14 protein-coding genes are annotated in these 17,622 nt (G+C 68.8%); all 14 read left to right on the top strand.

The annotated features are described in order from the left end of the window. Positions 1–234: 234 nt before the first annotated feature. The 14 genes from M1D55_RS18485 (at position 235) to M1D55_RS18420 (ending at position 17,509) form a co-directional block, all read left to right on the top strand. Positions 235–837, top strand: coding sequence for a TetR/AcrR family transcriptional regulator (locus tag M1D55_RS18485; RefSeq protein WP_006577456.1), 603 nt, complete (start codon positions 235–237; stop codon positions 835–837). 81 nt (positions 838–918) lie between these two features. Then, the gene (locus M1D55_RS18480; protein ID WP_456281510.1) at positions 919–2,118 is read left to right on the top strand and encodes a substrate-binding domain-containing protein; all 1,200 of its coding nucleotides are present in this window, start codon (positions 919–921) and stop codon (positions 2,116–2,118) included. A gap of 215 nt (positions 2,119–2,333) precedes the next feature. Then, a complete protein-coding gene (locus M1D55_RS18475; RefSeq protein WP_456282735.1) occupies positions 2,334–3,095 on the top strand; it encodes an ABC transporter ATP-binding protein in 762 nt (253 codons plus the stop codon). Next, positions 3,088–3,852 (top strand): ABC transporter ATP-binding protein, encoded by a 765-nt coding sequence (locus tag M1D55_RS18470; RefSeq protein WP_456281509.1) that lies wholly within the window; start codon positions 3,088–3,090, stop codon positions 3,850–3,852. Before M1D55_RS18475 ends, M1D55_RS18470 begins: the two co-directional genes overlap by 8 nt. A gap of 103 nt (positions 3,853–3,955) precedes the next feature. After that, entirely contained in the window at positions 3,956–5,026 is a 1,071-nt protein-coding gene (locus M1D55_RS18465) for a branched-chain amino acid ABC transporter permease (protein WP_456281508.1), read from the top strand. A 46-nt stretch (positions 5,027–5,072) separates the two neighbouring features. Beyond that, entirely contained in the window at positions 5,073–6,143 is a 1,071-nt protein-coding gene (locus M1D55_RS18460) for a branched-chain amino acid ABC transporter permease (protein WP_456281507.1), read from the top strand. Positions 6,144–6,192: 49 nt separating this feature from the next. Then, positions 6,193–7,740, top strand: coding sequence for an acyl-CoA synthetase (locus M1D55_RS18455; protein ID WP_456281506.1), 1,548 nt, complete (start codon positions 6,193–6,195; stop codon positions 7,738–7,740). A gap of 41 nt (positions 7,741–7,781) precedes the next feature. Next, complete coding sequence (locus tag M1D55_RS18450; RefSeq protein ID WP_456281505.1) at positions 7,782–9,962, top strand: D-(-)-3-hydroxybutyrate oligomer hydrolase; 2,181 nt, start codon at positions 7,782–7,784, stop codon at positions 9,960–9,962. A gap of 2 nt (positions 9,963–9,964) precedes the next feature. Next, positions 9,965–10,942 (top strand): MaoC/PaaZ C-terminal domain-containing protein, encoded by a 978-nt coding sequence (locus tag M1D55_RS18445; protein WP_456281504.1) that lies wholly within the window; start codon positions 9,965–9,967, stop codon positions 10,940–10,942. Positions 10,943–11,120: 178 nt separating this feature from the next. Next, complete coding sequence (gene clpB / locus M1D55_RS18440; protein WP_064577136.1) at positions 11,121–13,709, top strand: ATP-dependent chaperone ClpB; 2,589 nt, start codon at positions 11,121–11,123, stop codon at positions 13,707–13,709. Positions 13,710–13,813: 104 nt separating this feature from the next. Beyond that, a complete protein-coding gene (locus M1D55_RS18435) occupies positions 13,814–14,170 on the top strand; it encodes an addiction module antidote protein (RefSeq protein ID WP_456281503.1) in 357 nt (118 codons plus the stop codon). A gap of 554 nt (positions 14,171–14,724) precedes the next feature. Then, positions 14,725–15,732, top strand: coding sequence for a sulfate ABC transporter substrate-binding protein (locus M1D55_RS18430; protein ID WP_006578991.1), 1,008 nt, complete (start codon positions 14,725–14,727; stop codon positions 15,730–15,732). Between the two features lie 191 nt (positions 15,733–15,923). Continuing rightward, on the top strand, positions 15,924–16,844 hold the full coding sequence (locus tag M1D55_RS18425) for an EAL domain-containing protein (protein ID WP_082928693.1): 921 nt from the start codon (positions 15,924–15,926) through the stop codon (positions 16,842–16,844). Beyond that, a complete protein-coding gene (locus M1D55_RS18420; RefSeq protein WP_456281502.1) occupies positions 16,841–17,509 on the top strand; it encodes an RBBP9/YdeN family alpha/beta hydrolase in 669 nt (222 codons plus the stop codon). The genes M1D55_RS18425 and M1D55_RS18420 overlap by 4 nt, the downstream gene beginning before the upstream one ends. The last annotated feature ends 113 nt before the right edge of the window (positions 17,510–17,622 follow it).

The following is a 17,622-nucleotide window of genomic DNA, read 5'->3' as shown; positions in this document are numbered from 1 at the left end:
GCGGCGAAGCCGGGCGCCGCCGCCATGCCGGCCGGGGCGCCTTGGGACAGCCATCTATTGACATTCCGATTCGCTGCTTTATACCATGAAACATGAATCACTTATCAGGTTTCATCGCTTGATGCGGTGATCCGATGCGCGATTCCGGAACATGGCCTCCGATGCTGCCCGGCACCATGCTTTCCGTCGCTTCCCACGCTTGCCAACCGTAGTCCCGCTCGAACGAAGGCGCCGATGCCACCGACCGAAGCCTGTGTGATCCCGAAAACCGCGCGCGGCCAGAAGACCCGTGAGGCGCTGCTGCGGGCCGCCGAGAAGGTATTCGGCGAGAAGGGCTACTACGCCGCGTCGATCTCCGAGATCACGCAGGAGGCGCAGGTGGCGATGGGCACCTTCTACCTGTACTTCAAGGACAAGGAGGACGTGTTTCGCGCGCTGGTCCAGCACATGCTGGAGCTGGTGCGCGCGCACCTGCGCAAGCACGTCGCGCCGGCCACCACGCAGATCGAGGCCGAGCGCCTCGGCCTGAAGGCCTTCCTGTCCTTCGTCTCGCGCCACAAGAACCTGTACCGGATCGTGCTCGACTCGTATTCGGTCGACGAGACGATCTACAGCCAGTACTTCCAGGTCTTCGCGGAGCTCTACAGCCGCCGGCTGACGCGCGCGCAGGAGCTCGGCGAGATCGTTCCGGGCGACGCCGAGGTGCGCGCCTGGTGCCTGATCGGCATCAGCAATTTCCTCGGCATGCGCTACGCGCGCTGGAAACGGCCGGCGTCGATGGAGAAGGTCGTCGACACCGCGTTCGATCTGATCACGCACGGGCTGGCGCCGCGATGACGATCCGATGAGCCGTACATAAGCAGGACATCAGCGGTACGCCAGGCCACGACAAAACAAAAAGGACCGAGGAGACAAACGATGGAACCCCACCGCATTGCCCGCCGCACCGCGGCGCTTGCCGTCGCGCTCGCCGCCACGCTGCTGACCGGCGCCGCCGCCGCCAAGGACATCCGCATCGCCCACGTCTACGACAAGACCGGGGCGCTCGAGGCCTATGCCAAGCAGACCCAGATCGGGCTGATGATGGGACTCGAATACGCGACCGGCGGCACCATGACGGTCAACGGCCGCAAGCTGGTGGTGATCGAGAAGGACACGCAGGGCAAGCCCGACGTCGCCAAGGCGCAACTGGCCGCCGCCTACAGCGACGACCGCGCCGACATTGCGGTGGGGCCGACCTCGTCCGGCACGGCGCTGGCGATGCTGCCGGTCGCAGAGGAATACCGCAAGGTGCTGCTGGTCGAGCCGGCGGTGGCCGATTCGATCACCGGCGACAAGTGGAACCGCTACATCTTCCGCACCGGCCGCAATTCCTCGCAGGACGCGATCGCCAACGCGGTCGCGCTCGACAAGCCCGGCGTGCAGATCGCCACGCTGGCGCAGGACTACGCGTTCGGCCGCGACGGCGTCAAGGCGTTCAAGGACGCGCTGAAGCAAGCCAGGGTCGTGCACGAGGAATACCTGCCGACCAACACCACCGACTTCACCGCGGGCGCGCAGCGGCTGTTCGATGCGCTGAAGGACAAGCCCGGCCGCAAGGTGATCTTCATCATCTGGGCCGGCGCCGGCAATCCGTTCAAGATCGCCGACCTCGATCCGAAGCGCTACGGCATCGAGATCGCCACCGGCGGCAACATCCTGCCGGCGATGGCCAGCTACAAGAACTTCCCGGGCATGGAAGGGGCGACCTACTACTACTTCGGCATCCCGAAGAATCCGGCCAACCAGTGGCTGGTCGCCAACCACTACAACAAGTACAAGACCCCGCCCGACTTCTTTACCGCCGGCGGCATGGCCTCTGGCATCGCGCTGGTCGAGGCGCTGAAGAAGACCGGCGGTGCCACCGGCACCGAGAAGCTGATCGCCGCGATGGAAGGCATGTCGTTCGATACGCCGAAGGGACGGATGACGTTCCGCAAGGAGGACCATCAGGCGATGCAGTCGATGTACCACTTCAAGATCAAGGTCGACCCCGCCTTCGCCTGGGGCGTCCCCGAGCTGGTCCGCGAGATCAAGCCCGAGGAGATGCAGGTGCCGATCCGCAATCAACGGCAATGAGCAGGAATCAGCGCCGATAAACGGCAACAGCGCCAATGACGGCAATAACCGTGGAGAGCCCGGTGCAAGCCAACGCTGCAACCCTTGGCGCGGCGCGCGGTGCGAGCGCGGCCGCGCGCACCGCCGCCGATGGCGCCGATGGCGCCGCGCCGCTGCCCGGCGGCGATGCGCAGCGCGGACCCGCCGGCGCGTCGGCGCCCGCCGGACAGCCGGCGCTGGAAACCCGCGACCTGACGATCCGCTTCGGCGGCCATGTGGCCGTCAACGCGGTGTCGTGCGCGTTCCGCGCCGGCGAGCTGACCTGCATCGTCGGCCCGAACGGCGCGGGCAAGACCACCTACTTCAACCTGATCTCGGGCCAGCTGGCGCCGACCGGCGGCCGCATCGCGCTGTACGGCCGCGACATCACCGGCCTGAGCGCATCGGCCAAGGCGCGCCGCGGCATCGGCCGGGCCTTCCAGCTGACCAGCCTGTTTCCGAACCTGTCGGTGCTCGAGAACGTGCGGCTGGCCGTGCAGGCGCGCGCCCGCATCGGCCTCGATCTGCTGACGGTCTGGAGCAGCCATCGCGGCGTCAATGCCGAGGCCGAGCGCTGCCTGGAACGGGTCGCGCTGGCGGCCAAGCGCGACCTGGCCGTGGCCGCGCTGCCGCACGGCGACCAGCGCAAGCTCGAGGTGGCGATCCTGCTGGCGCTGCGCCCGCGCGTCTTCATGTTCGACGAGCCGACCGCCGGCATGAGCGTCGACGAGGTGCCGGTGATCCTCGACCTGATCCGCGAGATCAAGCAGGACCGCGCGCACACCGTGCTGCTGGTCGAACACAAGATGGACGTGGTGCGCTCGCTGGCCGATCGCATCGTGGTGCTGCACAACGGCAGCCTGATGGCCGATGGCGATCCGGCCGAGGTGATCGCCTCGCCGATCGTGCAGCAGGCCTATCTGGGCCTGCCGGCGGAGGGGGAGGGTACCGATGGCTGAGCACGCCACCTCGATCTCCGCGCCGCACGCCGCCGCGCAGCCGCTGCTGCGCCTCGCCGGCGTGCAGACGCATATCGGGCCGTATCACATCCTGCACGGCGTCACGCTTGAAGTGCCGCGCGGCGGCGTCACGATGCTGCTCGGGCGCAACGGCGCGGGCAAGACCACCACGCTGCGCACGGTGATGGGCCTGTGGCGGGCTGGCGCCGGCCGGATCGAATTCGACGGCAGGGACATCACCGCGCTGGACACGCCGGCGATCGCGCAGGCCGGCATCGGCTACGTGCCCGAGAACATGGGCGTGTTCTCCGACCTGACGGTGGCCGAGAACCTGCGGCTCGCCGCGCGCCAGGGCCCGGCCGATCCACGGCGGCTCGACTGGGTGCTGCGCATGTTCCCGGCGCTGAAGGTGTTCTGGCATCAGCGCGCCGGCGTGCTGTCCGGCGGCCAGAAGCAGATGCTGTCGGTCGCGCGCGCCATCGTCGAGCCGCGCCGGCTGCTGATCGTCGACGAACCGACCAAGGGGCTGGCCCCGGCCATCATCCAGAACATGATCGCGGTGTTTCGGGAGTTGAAGCAGACCGACGTGTCGATGCTGCTGGTCGAGCAGAATTTCCAGATGGCGCGGGCGGTCGGCGACACGGTGGCGGTGATGGACGACGGCCGCGTCGTGCACGCCGGCGCCATGGCCGAACTCGCCGCCGACGAGGGCCTGCAGCAGCGCCTGCTGGGGCTGTCGCTGGCCGCGCACCAATGATGACGGCCCTGACGATGTCGCCCGTGACTTCGGCCGCGACTTCGGCCACGACGTCGGCCGTGATGTCCGCCGTGATGTCCGCCGTTCCCGAGGAAACCTGACCATGAACGCTGGCAGCACCGCGTCCGAACCCCCATCTCCGGTGACCTCCGTCCCAGCCGATGCCACGCCGGCGGCGAATACCACCGATCTGCCTGCCGCGCGGCTCGACTGGCTGCCGCTGGCGCTCGCGCCGCTGCTGATGCTGCTGGCGTATCCATTGATCGGCAGCGGCTCGACCTGGCTGACGCTGACGATCGCCGGCCTGGCGATGGGCATGATCATCTTCGTGGTGTCGTCGGGCCTGACGCTGGTGTTCGGCCTGATGGACGTGCTGAACTTCGGCCACGGCGCCTTCATCGCGCTGGGCGCCTATATCGCGGCGTCGGTGCTGCTGCCGCTGGCGCCCTGGGTCGAGGCCGACAGCCTGGCGCTGAACCTGGCGGTGTTCGCGTTGGCGATCTTCGCCGCGATGACGGTGGCCGGCGCGCTGGGCCTGGCCTTCGAGCGCGTGGTGGTGCGTCCGGTCTATGGCCAGCATCTGAAGCAGATCCTGATCACGATGGGCGGCATGATCGTCGCCGAACAGCTGATCAAGGCGATCTGGGGACCCGAGACCATCGCGCTGACGCTGCCGGCGAGCTTTCGCGGCGCGGTGCTGCTGGGCGATGCCGCAATCGAGAAATACCGGCTGATCGCGGTGGTGCTGGGGCTGGCCGTCTTCCTCGCGATGCTGCTGGTGCTGAACCGTACGCGCATCGGCCTGCTGATCCGCGCCGGCGTCGAGAACCGCGAGATGGTCGAGGCGCTCGGCTATCGCGTGCGCCGGCTGTTCGTCGGCGTGTTCGCGGTCGGCGCGGGGCTGGCGGGCATGGGCGGCGTGCTGTGGGGGCTCTATCAGCAGAACATCACCGCGGCGATCGGCGCGCAGGTCAATGTGCTGATCTTCATCGTGATCATCATCGGCGGGCTCGGCTCGACCGCCGGCTGCTTCGTCGGCGCGCTGCTGGTCGGGCTGATGGCCAACTACACCGGCTTCCTGTTTCCCAAGGTGGCGCTGTTCTCCAACATCCTGCTGATGGTGCTGATCCTGCTGTGGCGGCCGCAGGGTCTGTATCCGGTGGCGCGGCGCTGAGGCCTGTCGCCGCGTCACATCGCATGGCAAAGGAACCGACCGCATCATGATCCGACTGCTTTCCGGCGATACCCCGCGCAGCCGCGTGCTGACGGTGCTGCTGCTCTTGCTGCTGCTGGCGCTGCTCTGCACGCCGTTCCTGATCCCTGGCGCGCGCGCGTTGAACATGGCCGCCAAGATCTGCATCTTCGTGGTGCTGGTGGCGAGCTACGACCTGCTGCTCGGCTACACCGGCATCGTCTCGTTCGCGCACACGATGTTCTTCGGCATCGGCGGCTATGGCGTGGCGATCGCGATGACGCGCTTCGAGCCGGGCTGGGGCGCGCTGCTGGCGGGCATCGCCGGCGCGCTGGCGGTGTCGATGCTGCTGGCGCTGGTGATCGGGCTGTTCTCGCTGCGCGTGCGCGCGATCTTCTTCGCGATGATCACGCTGGCGGTGGCGACCGCCTTCGCCACGCTGGTGTCGCAACTGTCGGCCTGGACCGGCGGCGAGGACGGGCTGTCGTTCAAGGTACCGGCGCTGCTGACGCCGGGCTTCGCGCTGGAGGATGCCGACGGCGAGGCGATCGAATGGCTGGGCGTGCCGCTCAATGGCAAGCTGTTTTCGTATTACCTGGTGCTGGCCGGCGCCGCCGTGCTGTTCCTGATGCTGCTGCGCGTGGTCAACTCGCCGTTCGGCCGCGTACTGCAGGCCATCCGCGAGAACGACTTCCGCGCCGAGGCAATCGGCTACCGCACCGTGGTCTACCGCACGGTGTCGACGGTGCTGTCGGCTGCCTTTGCCACGCTGGCCGGCGTGCTGATGGCGATCTGGCTGCGCTACAACGGCCCGGATACCTCGCTGTCGTTCGAGATCATGGTCGACATCCTGCTGATCGTCGTGATCGGCGGCATGGGCACGATGTATGGCGCGGTGATCGGCACCGTGCTGTTTTTGCTGGCGCAGACCTATCTGCAGGACGTGATGGCGCTCGCCAGCGAGGCCACCGCGGCGCTGCCGCTGCTGTCTTCGCTGCTGCATCCCGATCGCTGGCTGCTGTGGCTGGGTTTGCTGTTCGTGCTCAGCGTCTATTATTTCCCGCAAGGCATCGTGGGACGTCTGCGCGCGGCGCGATGACGACCATGACGACGTTCATCATCGAAGTCCAACGCGACGCGGGGCGCCCATGTACGTAGTCGACTGGCTGCACAAGCACGCACGGCACCGCCCCGACAAGATCGCGCTGGTCGATGTCGACAGCGGCCGGCGGATCAGCTACCGCCAGTTCGACGAGCGCGCCAGCCGCTTCGCCGAATACCTGACGCAGACGCTCGTGCTGGTCCCCGGCAGCCGCGTCGCCGTGCTGGCGCACAACAGCGCCGACTATCTCGAGATGCTGTACGGCTGCGCCAAGGCCGGCATGGTGATGGTCTGCCTGAACTGGCGGCTGGCGCCGGCCGAGCTCGCGCCGATTCTCGACGACTGCATGCCCGAGGTGCTGGTGGTCGGCGACGGCTTTCTTCATGTCGCCGCCGAACTGGCACGCGGGCGCGCGCTGCGCGCGGTGCTGCATCTGGCCGACGACGAGGCGGCCGATGTGCCGGCGGGCTGGACCGAATACGAGGCGGTGCTGGCCGCCGCGTCGGGGCGCACCATCGAGATGCCTTGCCGCGACGAACACGAGGTCTGGCATCTGCTGTACACCTCCGGCACCACCGGCCGGCCCAAGGGCGTGATCCAGACCTACGGCATGGTGTTCTTCAACGCCGTCAACGCGACGATCGCCAACCGCATCACGCGCGACGACGTGATGCTGGCGGTGCTGCCGTTCTTCCATACCGGCGGCCTGAACCTGTACGCGAATCCGGTGCTGCATGCCGGCGGCACCGTGCACGTCGCGCGCCAGTTCGATGCGGGCGCGACGCTGGCGCGGCTCGATGCGCGCTCGGGCGCGGGCATCACGATGTTCTTCGCGGTGCCGTCGATCTACCAGTTCCTCGCCCAGCATCCGGACTTCGAACGGGCCGACCTGTCGCGGCTGCGCAGCTGCGCGGCCGGCGGCTCGCCGGTGCCGTTGCCGCTGCTGCAGGCGTACCAGGCCAAGGGCGTGACGATCTGCTTCGGTTTCGGCATGACCGAGACGGGCCCGACCGTGTTCGTCGCCGACGAGGACACCGCACGCCGCAAGCCGGGCACCATCGGCAAGCCGGTCGGCTCGATGCTGACGCGCGTGGTCGATCCGCTGGGCAACGATGTCGCGCCCGGCGAGCGCGGCGAGCTGCTGATCAAGGGGCCGGGCGTGACGCCGGGCTACTGGAACCTGCCCGAGGCCACCGCGGCCGCGCTGCGCGGCGGCTGGCTGCATTCGGGCGACATCGCCTATGTCGATGCCGACGGCGACTACTACATCGTCGATCGCGCCAAGGACATGTTCATTTCCGGCGGCGAGAACGTCTATCCGGCCGAGGTCGAGCAGGCGCTGTTCGCGTTGCCGCAGGTCGCCGAGGCCGCGGTGATCGGCGTGCCCGACGAGCGCTGGGGCGAGGTCGGCATGGCGCTGCTGGTACTTCGGCCCGGCGCCGCGCTCGATCCGCAGGACGTGATCGCGCATTGCCGGCAGCTTCTGGCCGGGTACAAGGTGCCGCGCCACGTGCGCGTGGTCGACGCGTTGCCGCGCACGCCGTCGGGAAAGATCGAAAAACACAAGCTGCGCATGCAATACCGGCAGCATTGATGCGGCGCTCGCATGCGGCGTTGCCATCCAAGGAGACCACGATGCAGCAGACACACCGAAGCGAAGCGGCAGGGCAGCGGCGCGGCCGCGCCACGGCAAGGGCAGGATCGGCAGGGCGGACGCCGCTGGTTCCGCTGCTGATTCCGCTGGCCTGCATGGCGCTCGTTGGCTGCGGCTCCGACGATGACGACGACCATGGCGCGCCGGTCAACCAGCGCCCCGCCTATATCGGCTCGCTGACGGTGCACGACTACGACGGCAACGCCGACGATCTGCTGACCGCCGGGCTCGGCAAGGACGGACTGGCCGGCACCGCGCCGCTGCCGGCCGATCCGAACGCGCCGACCCGCACCGAGCTGCGCCGCTACGCGATCTGGAGCAACTACCAGGCGCTGGTCGATGTCAGCGCCGCGGGCGGCTACGGCACGCTGTACGGGCCCAACGTCGACGCGCAGGGCAACGTCACCGGCGGCCAGGGCAAGATCCCCGGCGTCGAGTATCTGGCCTATGCCGACGACGGCAGCGGCCGGCAGAACGTTACGATGATGGTGCAGATCCCGGCCAGCTTCGATCCCGCGCGGCCGTGCCTGATCACCGCCACGTCGTCCGGCTCGCGCGGCGTCTACGGCGGTATCTCTACCGGCGAATGGGGCCTGAAGCGCGGCTGCGCGGTGGCCTATACCGACAAGGGTACCGGCGCCGCGCCGCACGATCTCGCCAACGACACCGTCGCGCTGATCGACGGCACCCGCACCAGCCGCGCCGCCGCCGGCCGCGAGGCGCATTTCGCCGCGCCGATCGACGACAACGCGCGCGCCGCCTTCATCGCCGCGGCGCCGCATCGGCTCGCCTTCAAGCACGCGCATTCGCAGCGCAATCCCGAGAAGGACTGGGGCCTGTTCACGTTGCAGGCGATCGAATTCGGCCTCTGGGCGATCAACGACCGGCATGGCGAGATGCGTGACGGCCAGCGCCGCCGCACCATCGACAAGGACAAGCTGCTGGTGATCGCCTCGAGCCTGTCCAATGGCGGCGGCGCCGCGGTCGCCGCGGCGGAGGCCGACGTGCAGGGCCTGATCGACGGCGTCGCGGTCAGCGAGCCGAACCTGAACATGCCGCAGGACGCCGGCATCACCGTGCGGCGCGGCGGCACGCCGGTGGCCGTCAATGGCCGCACGCTGTACGACTACACGACGATGGCCAACCTGCTGCAGCTGTGCGCGGCGCAGGACCCGGCCAACGCGCAGGCGCCCGCGGTCGGTTTCTACGCGACGCTGGGCACCATTCCGGCCAACCGCTGCGCCGCGCTGGCCAGCGCCGGCATCGTCAAGGGCGCTACGCTGGCCGAGCAGGCCGCCAGCGCCCAGCAGGCGCTGCGCGACTACGGCTGGGAGCCGGAGTCCGCGGTGCTGCACGCCTCGCTGGGCTTCTTTGAGGTCTCCAGCGCGGTGGCGGTGACCTATGCCAATGCGCTGTCGCGCGCCAGCGTGACGGACCGGCTGTGCGGCTACAGCTTCAGCGGCATCAACGCGGCGTTCGAACCGGCGCCGGTGACGCAGGCGCAGATGGCCAACATGTTCGCGACCGGCAACGGCGTGCCGCCGTCGTCGGGCGTGCAGCTGATCAACGACCTGGATCCGCGCGGACCGCGCCGGGATCTGCTGTCGCGCTCGCCGGGCTCGCCGGTCGACGACGCCAACACCGCGGGCGCGCGCTGCCTGCGCGATCTGGTGACCGGCATTTCGCCGCAGGCCCTCGCGCTGCAGGTCGGCCAGCGGCTGACGCTGCGCAACGGCAATCTGCGCGGCAAGCCGGCGCTGATCGTGCACGGCCGCGACGATGCGCTGCTGCCGGTCAACCACACCTCGCGCCCGTACCTGGGGCTGAACCGGCAGCGCGAGGGCGCGGCGAGCCGGCTGTCGTATGTCGAGGTGACCAACGCCCAGCACTTCGACGCGTTCAATGCGCTGGTGCCCGGTTATGGCAACCGCTACGTGCCGCTGCATCTGTACCTGAACCGCGCGCTCGACGCGATGTACGACCATCTGCGCAACGGCACGCCGCTGCCGCCGTCGCAGGTGGTGCGCACGGTGCCGCGCGGTGGTACGCCGAACTCGCCGGCGCCGGCGATCCAGCCGTCCAACGTTCCCGGCTTTGCCGCCAACCCCGCCGCCGGCGACCGCATCGAGGTCACCGGCGGCATCGTCGAGGTCCCGCAGTGACGATGGCCATCCCGCAGCCTTCCCAGCCTTCCGGGCCCGCCGTACCGTCCGCGCCGCGCGTGCTGACGCAGCAGGACTTCGATCGTTTCGCGCGGCTGTCGCGCGACGACAATCCGATCCACTGCGATCCGGCGTTCGCGCGCGGCACCCATTTCGGTGCCACCGTCGCGCACGGCATGCTGCTGTTCTCGCTGCTGTGCGCGCAGATGCAGAGAGGGAGAGCCGGTCCGGTGCTGCCGCTGGCGCAGACGCTGATGTTTCCGCAGCCGACCTATGTCGGCGACGGCGTGGTGGCCGAACTGGCCCCGGGGGAGGGGGCGGCGGGCCGCGTCGCGCTGCGCACCGCGATCCGTTGCGTGCAGCGCGGCGGCCGTGCGCTGCCGCACGCGCAGGCGCCGGTCACCGCGAGCGGCGACGCCGAGCTGCTGCTCGAACCCGATGCGGCCGCGCTGGCCGGGCCGCTCGTGTCCGGTGCAGGCGGCGCGGATGCGGCGGTCTCCGGCGATGCGGCGCTGTACCAGCTCAGGCCCGGGCAGCAGGCCGACGCGGTGCGCGCCTTCGAGAGGGCGGATCTCGACGAGTACGTGGCGCTGAGCGGGGACGCCAATCCGCTGTATGCCGACGCGGCGCTGGCCAGGCGCCGCGGCTTCGACGGCGCCGTGGTGCCGCTGCCGCTGCTGGCCGGCATGTTCTCCGACCTGCTCGGCACGCGGCTGCCGGGGCGCGGCACCGGCTGGATGAAGCAGTCGCTGCGGTTGCGCGCGGCCGCCCGGCTGGGCGAGCCGCTGCGGGCCTCGGTGAGGATCGTGCGGCTGCGCGCCGACAAGGAGCTGGTCAACCTGGCTACCGACATCGCGGGCGAGGATGGCAGGGTGGTGCTGCAGGGCGAGGCGCTGGTGCTGGTCCGCAACCTGGAGCGCAAGCTTGCCGGCGATGCCGGCGGCCTCGCGCAGGGCCGCCAGACCGCGGTTCCTTCCTGATCCGTCCAATGGCGCGCTGCTTGCGCCACATCAAATACGCATCGTTTCGTCTTGAAATGTCACGGCAAAGCCCTATCTTCGGCAGTGACATCCGGTGTCCTGCCGGCCGACGACGCGATGCGCAATGACTGCGCCGCTGGGGCCGCCTCGGGACACGTATCCCAGTGAGGATTTCCCTATGCGTCTTGACAAACTGACTACCCGATTCCAGGAAGCGCTGGCCGATGCCCAGACCCTGGCGATCGGCAACGACAACCAATACATCGAACCGCAGCACCTGCTGCGCGCGCTGCTGGCGCAGAACGACGGCTCGGCGCGCGCGCTGCTCTCGCGCGCCGGCGTCAACATCAACGGCCTGGCCAGCGCGCTGGACGCCGCCATCAAGCGGCTGCCGCAGGTGCAGGGCACCAGCGAGGTCCAGCTCGGCCGCGAGCTGGCGGCGCTGTTCAACGCCACCGAGAAGGAGGCGATCAAGCGCGGCGACCAGTTCGTCGCCAGCGAGCTGTTCCTGCTCGCGGTCGCCGACGACAAGGGCGAGACCGGCCGCATCGCGCGCGAGCATGGCATGAGCCGCAAGTCGCTGGAGGCGGCGATCGACGCGGTACGCGGCGGCGAGTCGGTCAACAGCGCCGATGCCGAGGCCCAGCGCGAGGCGCTGAAGAAGTACACGATCGACCTGACCGAGCGCGCCCGCCTGGGCAAGCTCGATCCGGTGATCGGCCGCGACGACGAGATCCGCCGCGCGATCCAGATCCTGCAGCGCCGCACCAAGAACAACCCGGTGCTGATCGGCGAGCCTGGCGTCGGCAAGACCGCGATTGTCGAGGGCCTGGCGCAGCGCATCGTCAACGGCGAAGTCCCCGAAACGCTGAAGAACAAGCGCGTGCTGGTGCTCGACATGGCGGGCCTGCTGGCCGGCGCCAAGTATCGCGGCGAGTTCGAGGAACGGCTCAAGGCCGTGCTGTCGGACATCGCCAAGGACGAGGGTCAGACCATCGTCTTCATCGACGAGATCCACACGATGGTCGGCGCCGGCAAGGCCGAGGGCGCGATCGACGCCGGCAACATGCTCAAGCCCGCGCTGGCGCGCGGCGAGCTGCACTGCATCGGCGCCACCACGCTGGACGAGTACCGCAAGTACATCGAGAAGGATGCCGCGCTCGAGCGCCGCTTCCAGAAGGTGCTGGTCGACGAGCCGTCGGTCGAGGCGACCATCGCGATCCTGCGCGGCCTGCAGGAAAAGTACGAGCTGCACCACGGTGTCGAGATCACCGACCCGGCCATCGTCGCCGCGGCCGAGCTGTCGCACCGCTATATCACCGACCGTTTCCTGCCGGACAAGGCGATCGACCTGATCGACGAGGCGGCCGCGCGCATCAAGATGGAAATCGACTCCAAGCCGGAGGAGATGGACAAGCTCGAGCGCCGCACGATCCAGCTGAAGATCGAGCGCGAGGCGGTCAAGAAGGAAACCGACGAGGCCTCGCGCAAGCGGCTCGAACTGATCGAGCAGGAGATCGAGCGGCTCGAGAAGGAGTACGCCGACCTCGACGAGATCTGGAAGGCCGAGAAGGGTGCGGCCCAGGGCGCCGCCGCGCTGAAGGAGGAGATCGACAAGATCCGCCTCGAGATCGCGCGGCTGCAGCGCGAGGGCAAGCTCGACAAGGTCGCCGAGCTGCAGTACGGCAAGCTGCCGGAGCTCGAAGGCAAGCTCAAGGCCGCTACCGCGGCCGAGGCCAGCGAGCAGAAGCAGCCGAACCGGCTGCTGCGCACGCAGGTCGGCGCCGAGGAGATCGCCGAGGTGGTCAGCCGCGCAACCGGCATTCCGGTGGCCAAGATGATGCAGGGCGAGCGCGAGAAGCTGATCGCGATGGAGGACTATCTGCACAAGCGGGTGGTCGGCCAGGACGAGGCCGTGCGGCTGGTGTCCGACGCGATCCGCCGTTCGCGCGCGGGCCTGGCCGACGAGAACAAGCCGTATGGCTCGTTCCTGTTCCTCGGTCCGACCGGCGTCGGCAAGACCGAGCTGTGCAAGGCGCTGGCCGAGTTCCTGTTCGATTCGCAGGAGCACCTGATCCGCATCGACATGAGCGAATTCATGGAGAAGCACAGCGTGTCGCGGCTGATCGGCGCGCCGCCGGGCTATGTCGGCTACGAGGAGGGCGGTTACCTGACCGAGGCGGTACGGCGCAAGCCGTACAGCGTGGTGCTGCTCGACGAAGTCGAGAAGGCCCACCCGGATGTGTTCAACGTGCTGCTGCAGGTGCTCGACGATGGCCGGCTGACCGATGGCCAGGGCCGCACCGTGGACTTCAAGAACACGGTGATCGTGATGACCTCGAACCTGGGCTCGCAGATCATCCAGCAGATGAGCGGCGAACCGCACGAGGCCGTCAAGGGCGCCGTGTGGCAGGAGGTCAAGACGCAGTTCCGGCCCGAGTTCCTGAACCGCATCGACGAAGTGGTGGTGTTCCACGCGCTCGACCAGAAGCACATCGAGTCGATCGCGAAGATCCAGCTGCAGCGGCTGCAGGCGCGTCTTGCCCGCATGGACATGGCGCTGGAGGTCAGCGACGCGGCGCTCGAGCGCATCGCCAGCGCGGGCTACGATCCGGTGTTCGGCGCCCGCCCGCTGAAGCGCGCGATCCAGCAGCAGATCGAAAACCCGGTCGCGCGGCTGATCCTGGAGGGCAAGTTCGCCGCCAAGGATGTCGTGCCGGTGGACTACCGGGATGGGGAGTTCACGTTTGGGCGGGTGGTGCATTGACCCGCAGGGCGACAGTCGTTTCGGCGAATGCCGCCACATGAAGACGCCGGGCCTTGGCCCGGCGTTTTTCGTTGCGCCTTGCTCGCCTGCATCTGGAGTAGGAAATGACCGCAAAACCCCGAATCTTTGATGTTGCCGATCACCTCAAGACGGATCGCCAGATGGCGCTGTATCTGGAGGCCTGTCTCGAGGAGCAGGATCCCGAGCTGGTGATCGCGGCGCTGGGTGACATCGTTCGTGCGAAGGGCCTTCACGATGTGGCAGTACGCGCCGGTCTGTCCGTCGACGCGCTCGGCAAGGTTCTGAATACGAAGTCGGCCGCTGACTTTGCGACTGTCTTGAGGATTGTCGCGGCGCTTGGCTTGCGTCTGCATGCGATTCCGGCCACTGTTCATGGCAAGACGGGAGCCGCCGCCCTCGCGCAATGGTCCCGTGAAGTCGGCAAGCGCCTGCATTCCTGAAGCCTGACGGTCCGGTTCGGGTTTCCCTCTCCCGCTTGCGGGAGAGGGGCGGGGGAGAGGGCAAGCGGCTCTCGTTATGCCACTGTGGATTGAAACCACCTCCCTCTCCCCGACCCTCTCCCGCTGAAGGGGAGAGGGAGTACGCCGATCGGTGCGCGTTTCTTGACCTGCATCAAGTCGCTCTCCTTTCCATGGCCCTAACATCGACCCAGTCATGAAGCTGCGGGGGCGCACTTCATGACTGTCTACCCGTTTCCTTGCTGGAAACTTGACCCGCGGTGCTCCCGTACCGCGGGTTTTTTCTTTTGGGGCGCTCGGCCCGGCCCCATCGCCGCCACGGCCGCCATTGCCCCCGCCATTGCCCCCGCCATTGCCCCTGTCGTTGCCCGAGGCACGGCCGCCCCGCGGCCTTATGCGAAAAACGTGCTTGGATCGGCGAAACCATTCGTTCCTTGTCGCCTTGCCCGCCGGTAGCCTCGATGCTGTCGCGATGGCCCACGGATGCCGTCGCGCATGCCAGCCTCATTTTTTCCGACGGACGGGAGCCCTTGAAGATGATTCGCCAGTTGGCCATTGCGGCCGCAGTGTTGTCCCTTGCCGGCGTGGCCGGTGTCGCGCATGCCCAGACGACCCTGCTGAACGTATCCTACGACCCCACGCGCGAGCTGTATGTCGACGTCAATGCCGCCTTTGCCAAGGCCTGGAAGGCCAGGGGGGGCGACAACGTGACGATCCGCCAGTCGCACGGCGGCTCGGGCAAGCAGGCACGCTCGGTGATCGACGGGCTGGAGGCGGACGTGGTGACGCTGGCGCTCGGCTACGACGTCGATGCGGTCGCGCAGAAGGGCCTGATCAAGCCGGACTGGCAGAAGCGGCTGCCGCACAACGCCTCGCCCTATACCTCGACCATCGTGTTCCTGGTGCGCAAGGGCAATCCAAAGGCCATCCGCGACTGGAGCGACCTGGTCAAGCCGGGCGTGCAGGTGATCACGCCCAATCCGAAGACCTCCGGCGGCGCCCGCTGGAACTATCTGGCGGCCTGGGGCTATGCGCTGCGCCAGCCGGGCGGCAACGAAGCCAAGGCACGCGATTTCGTCGCGCAGCTGCTGAAGAACGTGCCGGTGCTGGACTCCGGCGCCCGGGGCGCGACCACGACCTTCGTCGAGCGCGGCATCGGCGATGTGCTGATCGCCTGGGAGAACGAGGCGCTGCTGGCGATCAAGGAGCTGGGTCCGGACAAGTTCGACATCGTCGCGCCGTCGGTGTCGATCCTGGCCGAGCCGCCGGTCGCGGTGGTCGACAAGGTGGTCGACAAGCGCGGCACGCGCCGCGCCGCCGAGGCCTATCTGCAATTCCTCTATACCGACGAGGGCCAGGAGATCGCCGCGCGCAACTACTACCGGCCGATCTCCGAGAAGGTGGCCGCCAAATACGCGTCGGCCTTCCCGAAGGTCAAGCTGTTCACGATCGACGAGGTGTTCGGCGGCTGGCAGAAGGCGCAGCAGGCCCACTTCGCCGACGGCGGCACCTTCGACCAGGTCTACCAGCCTGGCCGCCGTTGAGCCGCGGGGGAGCGGGAGCGTTGATGACCCAAACTGGCACCGAACGCGGCACCGACCGTGGCACCGAACGTGGCACCGAACGTGGCACGCTCGCCCGCCGCGCCCCCGCCGATGGACGGCCACTCGCACAAGAGGGCGACCAACGGGATCTCGACCGGTGCGCCGCCGCGCGGTTCGAATCGGCCGGCGCGCTGCCGCTTCCGTCCGCGCTGGCCCGCTATCTGGAGGCGCTGCCGGCGCGACCCGAGCCCGGCTATTCGCTGTGGCGCGACGCCCGCGGCCAGGTGCAGGGGCGCTTCCACCATTGCTCGCTGACCAGCGCGTTCGCACCGCTGATCGCGCTGGCCGACCGCCGCGTGATCGGCCATGAGGGCACCATCCGGACGTACGCAGGCGAGCAGCCCGGCCTGGCCGCGTGGAAACTGTTCGCACTGGCAGCCGACGACGCCTCGCTGGTCGCGCTCGACCGGCTGTCGCGGCTGCTGCATGCGATCAACTACGTGGCCGCGGGCGGCACGGGCCGGCTGGTGCTGAACGTGCACAACCGGCTGCTGGCGGCGGTGGCCGACGACCATGGCGCCGCGTTCCGGCGCGCGGTGCAGGCGCTGGACCTGCCGCAGTCGCAGCTGGTGATCCAGGTGCCGGCCAGCGCCAACGACAATCTGCCGCTGCTGCTGCAAGTGGTCGGCAACTACCGGCGCAACGGCTTTGCCGTCAGCCTGCAGGCGTCCGATCCGGCCGAGGCGGGCGTGCTGATCGCGCAGGCGCGGCCGGACTGGCTCAAGCTCGATATGGGCCGGCTGTGGACCGACCGCCAGCTGGCGGGGCTGCGGGCCAGCGCCGCCGATGCCGGCGTGACGCTGATCGGCCGCCGGCTCGACAGCGCCGAAACCGCGCTGCGGCTGCAGGCGGCGGGCATCGAACTGGGGCAGGGGGCCCATGCCGGCGCGACGCTCGGCCCGGGCGAACTGCGGCGCGCGGGGCCACTGTCGTGCCGTCCCGACTCGCAGCGTCCCGACCCGCACCGCCGCGATGTGCGCCACCCGGACTTGCGCCACCCCGACTCACGGCGCCCCGATTCCCACCACGACGACCAGGAGGAACCGAGATGACGTCGCGTCTGCCGTCCCATGCCGCCGAAATCGAGCTCGAGGTCCCGTCGGGGCTCGGCATCCTGACCGTACCGGGGCTGCACGGCAGCGGTCCCGAGCATTGGCAGAGCCGCTGGGAACGCCGCTTTCCCGACTGGCAGCGGGTCGAACAGCGCGACTGGTCGCGCCCCAGCCTGCATCTGTGGGCCGAGCGCGTCGGCGACGCGGTCGCGCGGGTGCGGCGGGTCGCGCCGCGCGGCGCGGTGCTGGTCGCCCACAGCTTCGGCTGCCTGGCGACGCTGCGGCAGGCGGCGAACGACCCCGACGGCATCGCCGGCGCCCTGCTGGTCGCCCCGGCCGACCCCGACAAGTTCGGCGTCGCGCCGCTGCTCCCGACGTTCCGGCTGCCGTTCCCGACGCTGGTCGTGGCGAGCCGCAACGACCCGTGGATGGCCCAGCGCACCGCCTTTACCTGGGGCACGCTGTGGGGCAGCGAGCTGCACGACGCGGGCAGCCTCGGTCACATCAACGCGGATTCGGGTCTCGGCCGTTGGCCGGAGGGGCTGGGATTGCTGGGCACGCTGCTGCAGAGGATCGACGCACGCGGTGCCGCCCCCTCGCATGCCAGGCACGGCACTGCATGGGAAGCCGGACTGGAAGTGGTCCCGACCGTCCCATATATCTGAATCGACTAAAGACATGCGTAAATATTCGTTCTGGATATAAGCGCTGCTCTGCACAATCTATTGGTCCGCTGCCGGTTGCGCGCACAGGCGCGCCGGCGGCGCCCATTGCACGT

Source organism: Cupriavidus sp. JZ107, assembly GCF_053903255.1.
This window is presented reverse-complemented; position numbering and strand designations above follow the sequence as displayed.

Excerpts from the sequence above, each read along its gene's own strand:
- M1D55_RS18450 (WP_456281505.1), top strand. The coding sequence starts at position 7,782 with ATGCAGCAGACACACCGAAGCGAAGCGGCAGGGCAGCGGCGCGGCCGC.
- M1D55_RS18430 (WP_006578991.1), top strand. The coding sequence starts at position 14,725 with ATGATTCGCCAGTTGGCCATTGCGGCCGCAGTGTTGTCCCTTGCCGGC.
- M1D55_RS18460 (WP_456281507.1), top strand. The coding sequence starts at position 5,073 with ATGATCCGACTGCTTTCCGGCGATACCCCGCGCAGCCGCGTGCTGACG.
- M1D55_RS18455 (WP_456281506.1), top strand. The coding sequence starts at position 6,193 with ATGTACGTAGTCGACTGGCTGCACAAGCACGCACGGCACCGCCCCGAC.
- M1D55_RS18465 (WP_456281508.1), top strand. The coding sequence starts at position 3,956 with ATGAACGCTGGCAGCACCGCGTCCGAACCCCCATCTCCGGTGACCTCC.
- M1D55_RS18435 (WP_456281503.1), top strand. The coding sequence starts at position 13,814 with ATGACCGCAAAACCCCGAATCTTTGATGTTGCCGATCACCTCAAGACG.
- M1D55_RS18480 (WP_456281510.1), top strand. The coding sequence starts at position 919 with ATGGAACCCCACCGCATTGCCCGCCGCACCGCGGCGCTTGCCGTCGCG.
- M1D55_RS18445 (WP_456281504.1), top strand. The coding sequence starts at position 9,965 with ATGGCCATCCCGCAGCCTTCCCAGCCTTCCGGGCCCGCCGTACCGTCC.
- clpB (WP_064577136.1), top strand. The coding sequence starts at position 11,121 with ATGCGTCTTGACAAACTGACTACCCGATTCCAGGAAGCGCTGGCCGAT.
- M1D55_RS18470 (WP_456281509.1), top strand. The coding sequence starts at position 3,088 with ATGGCTGAGCACGCCACCTCGATCTCCGCGCCGCACGCCGCCGCGCAG.
- M1D55_RS18485 (WP_006577456.1), top strand. The coding sequence starts at position 235 with ATGCCACCGACCGAAGCCTGTGTGATCCCGAAAACCGCGCGCGGCCAG.
- M1D55_RS18420 (WP_456281502.1), top strand. The coding sequence starts at position 16,841 with ATGACGTCGCGTCTGCCGTCCCATGCCGCCGAAATCGAGCTCGAGGTC.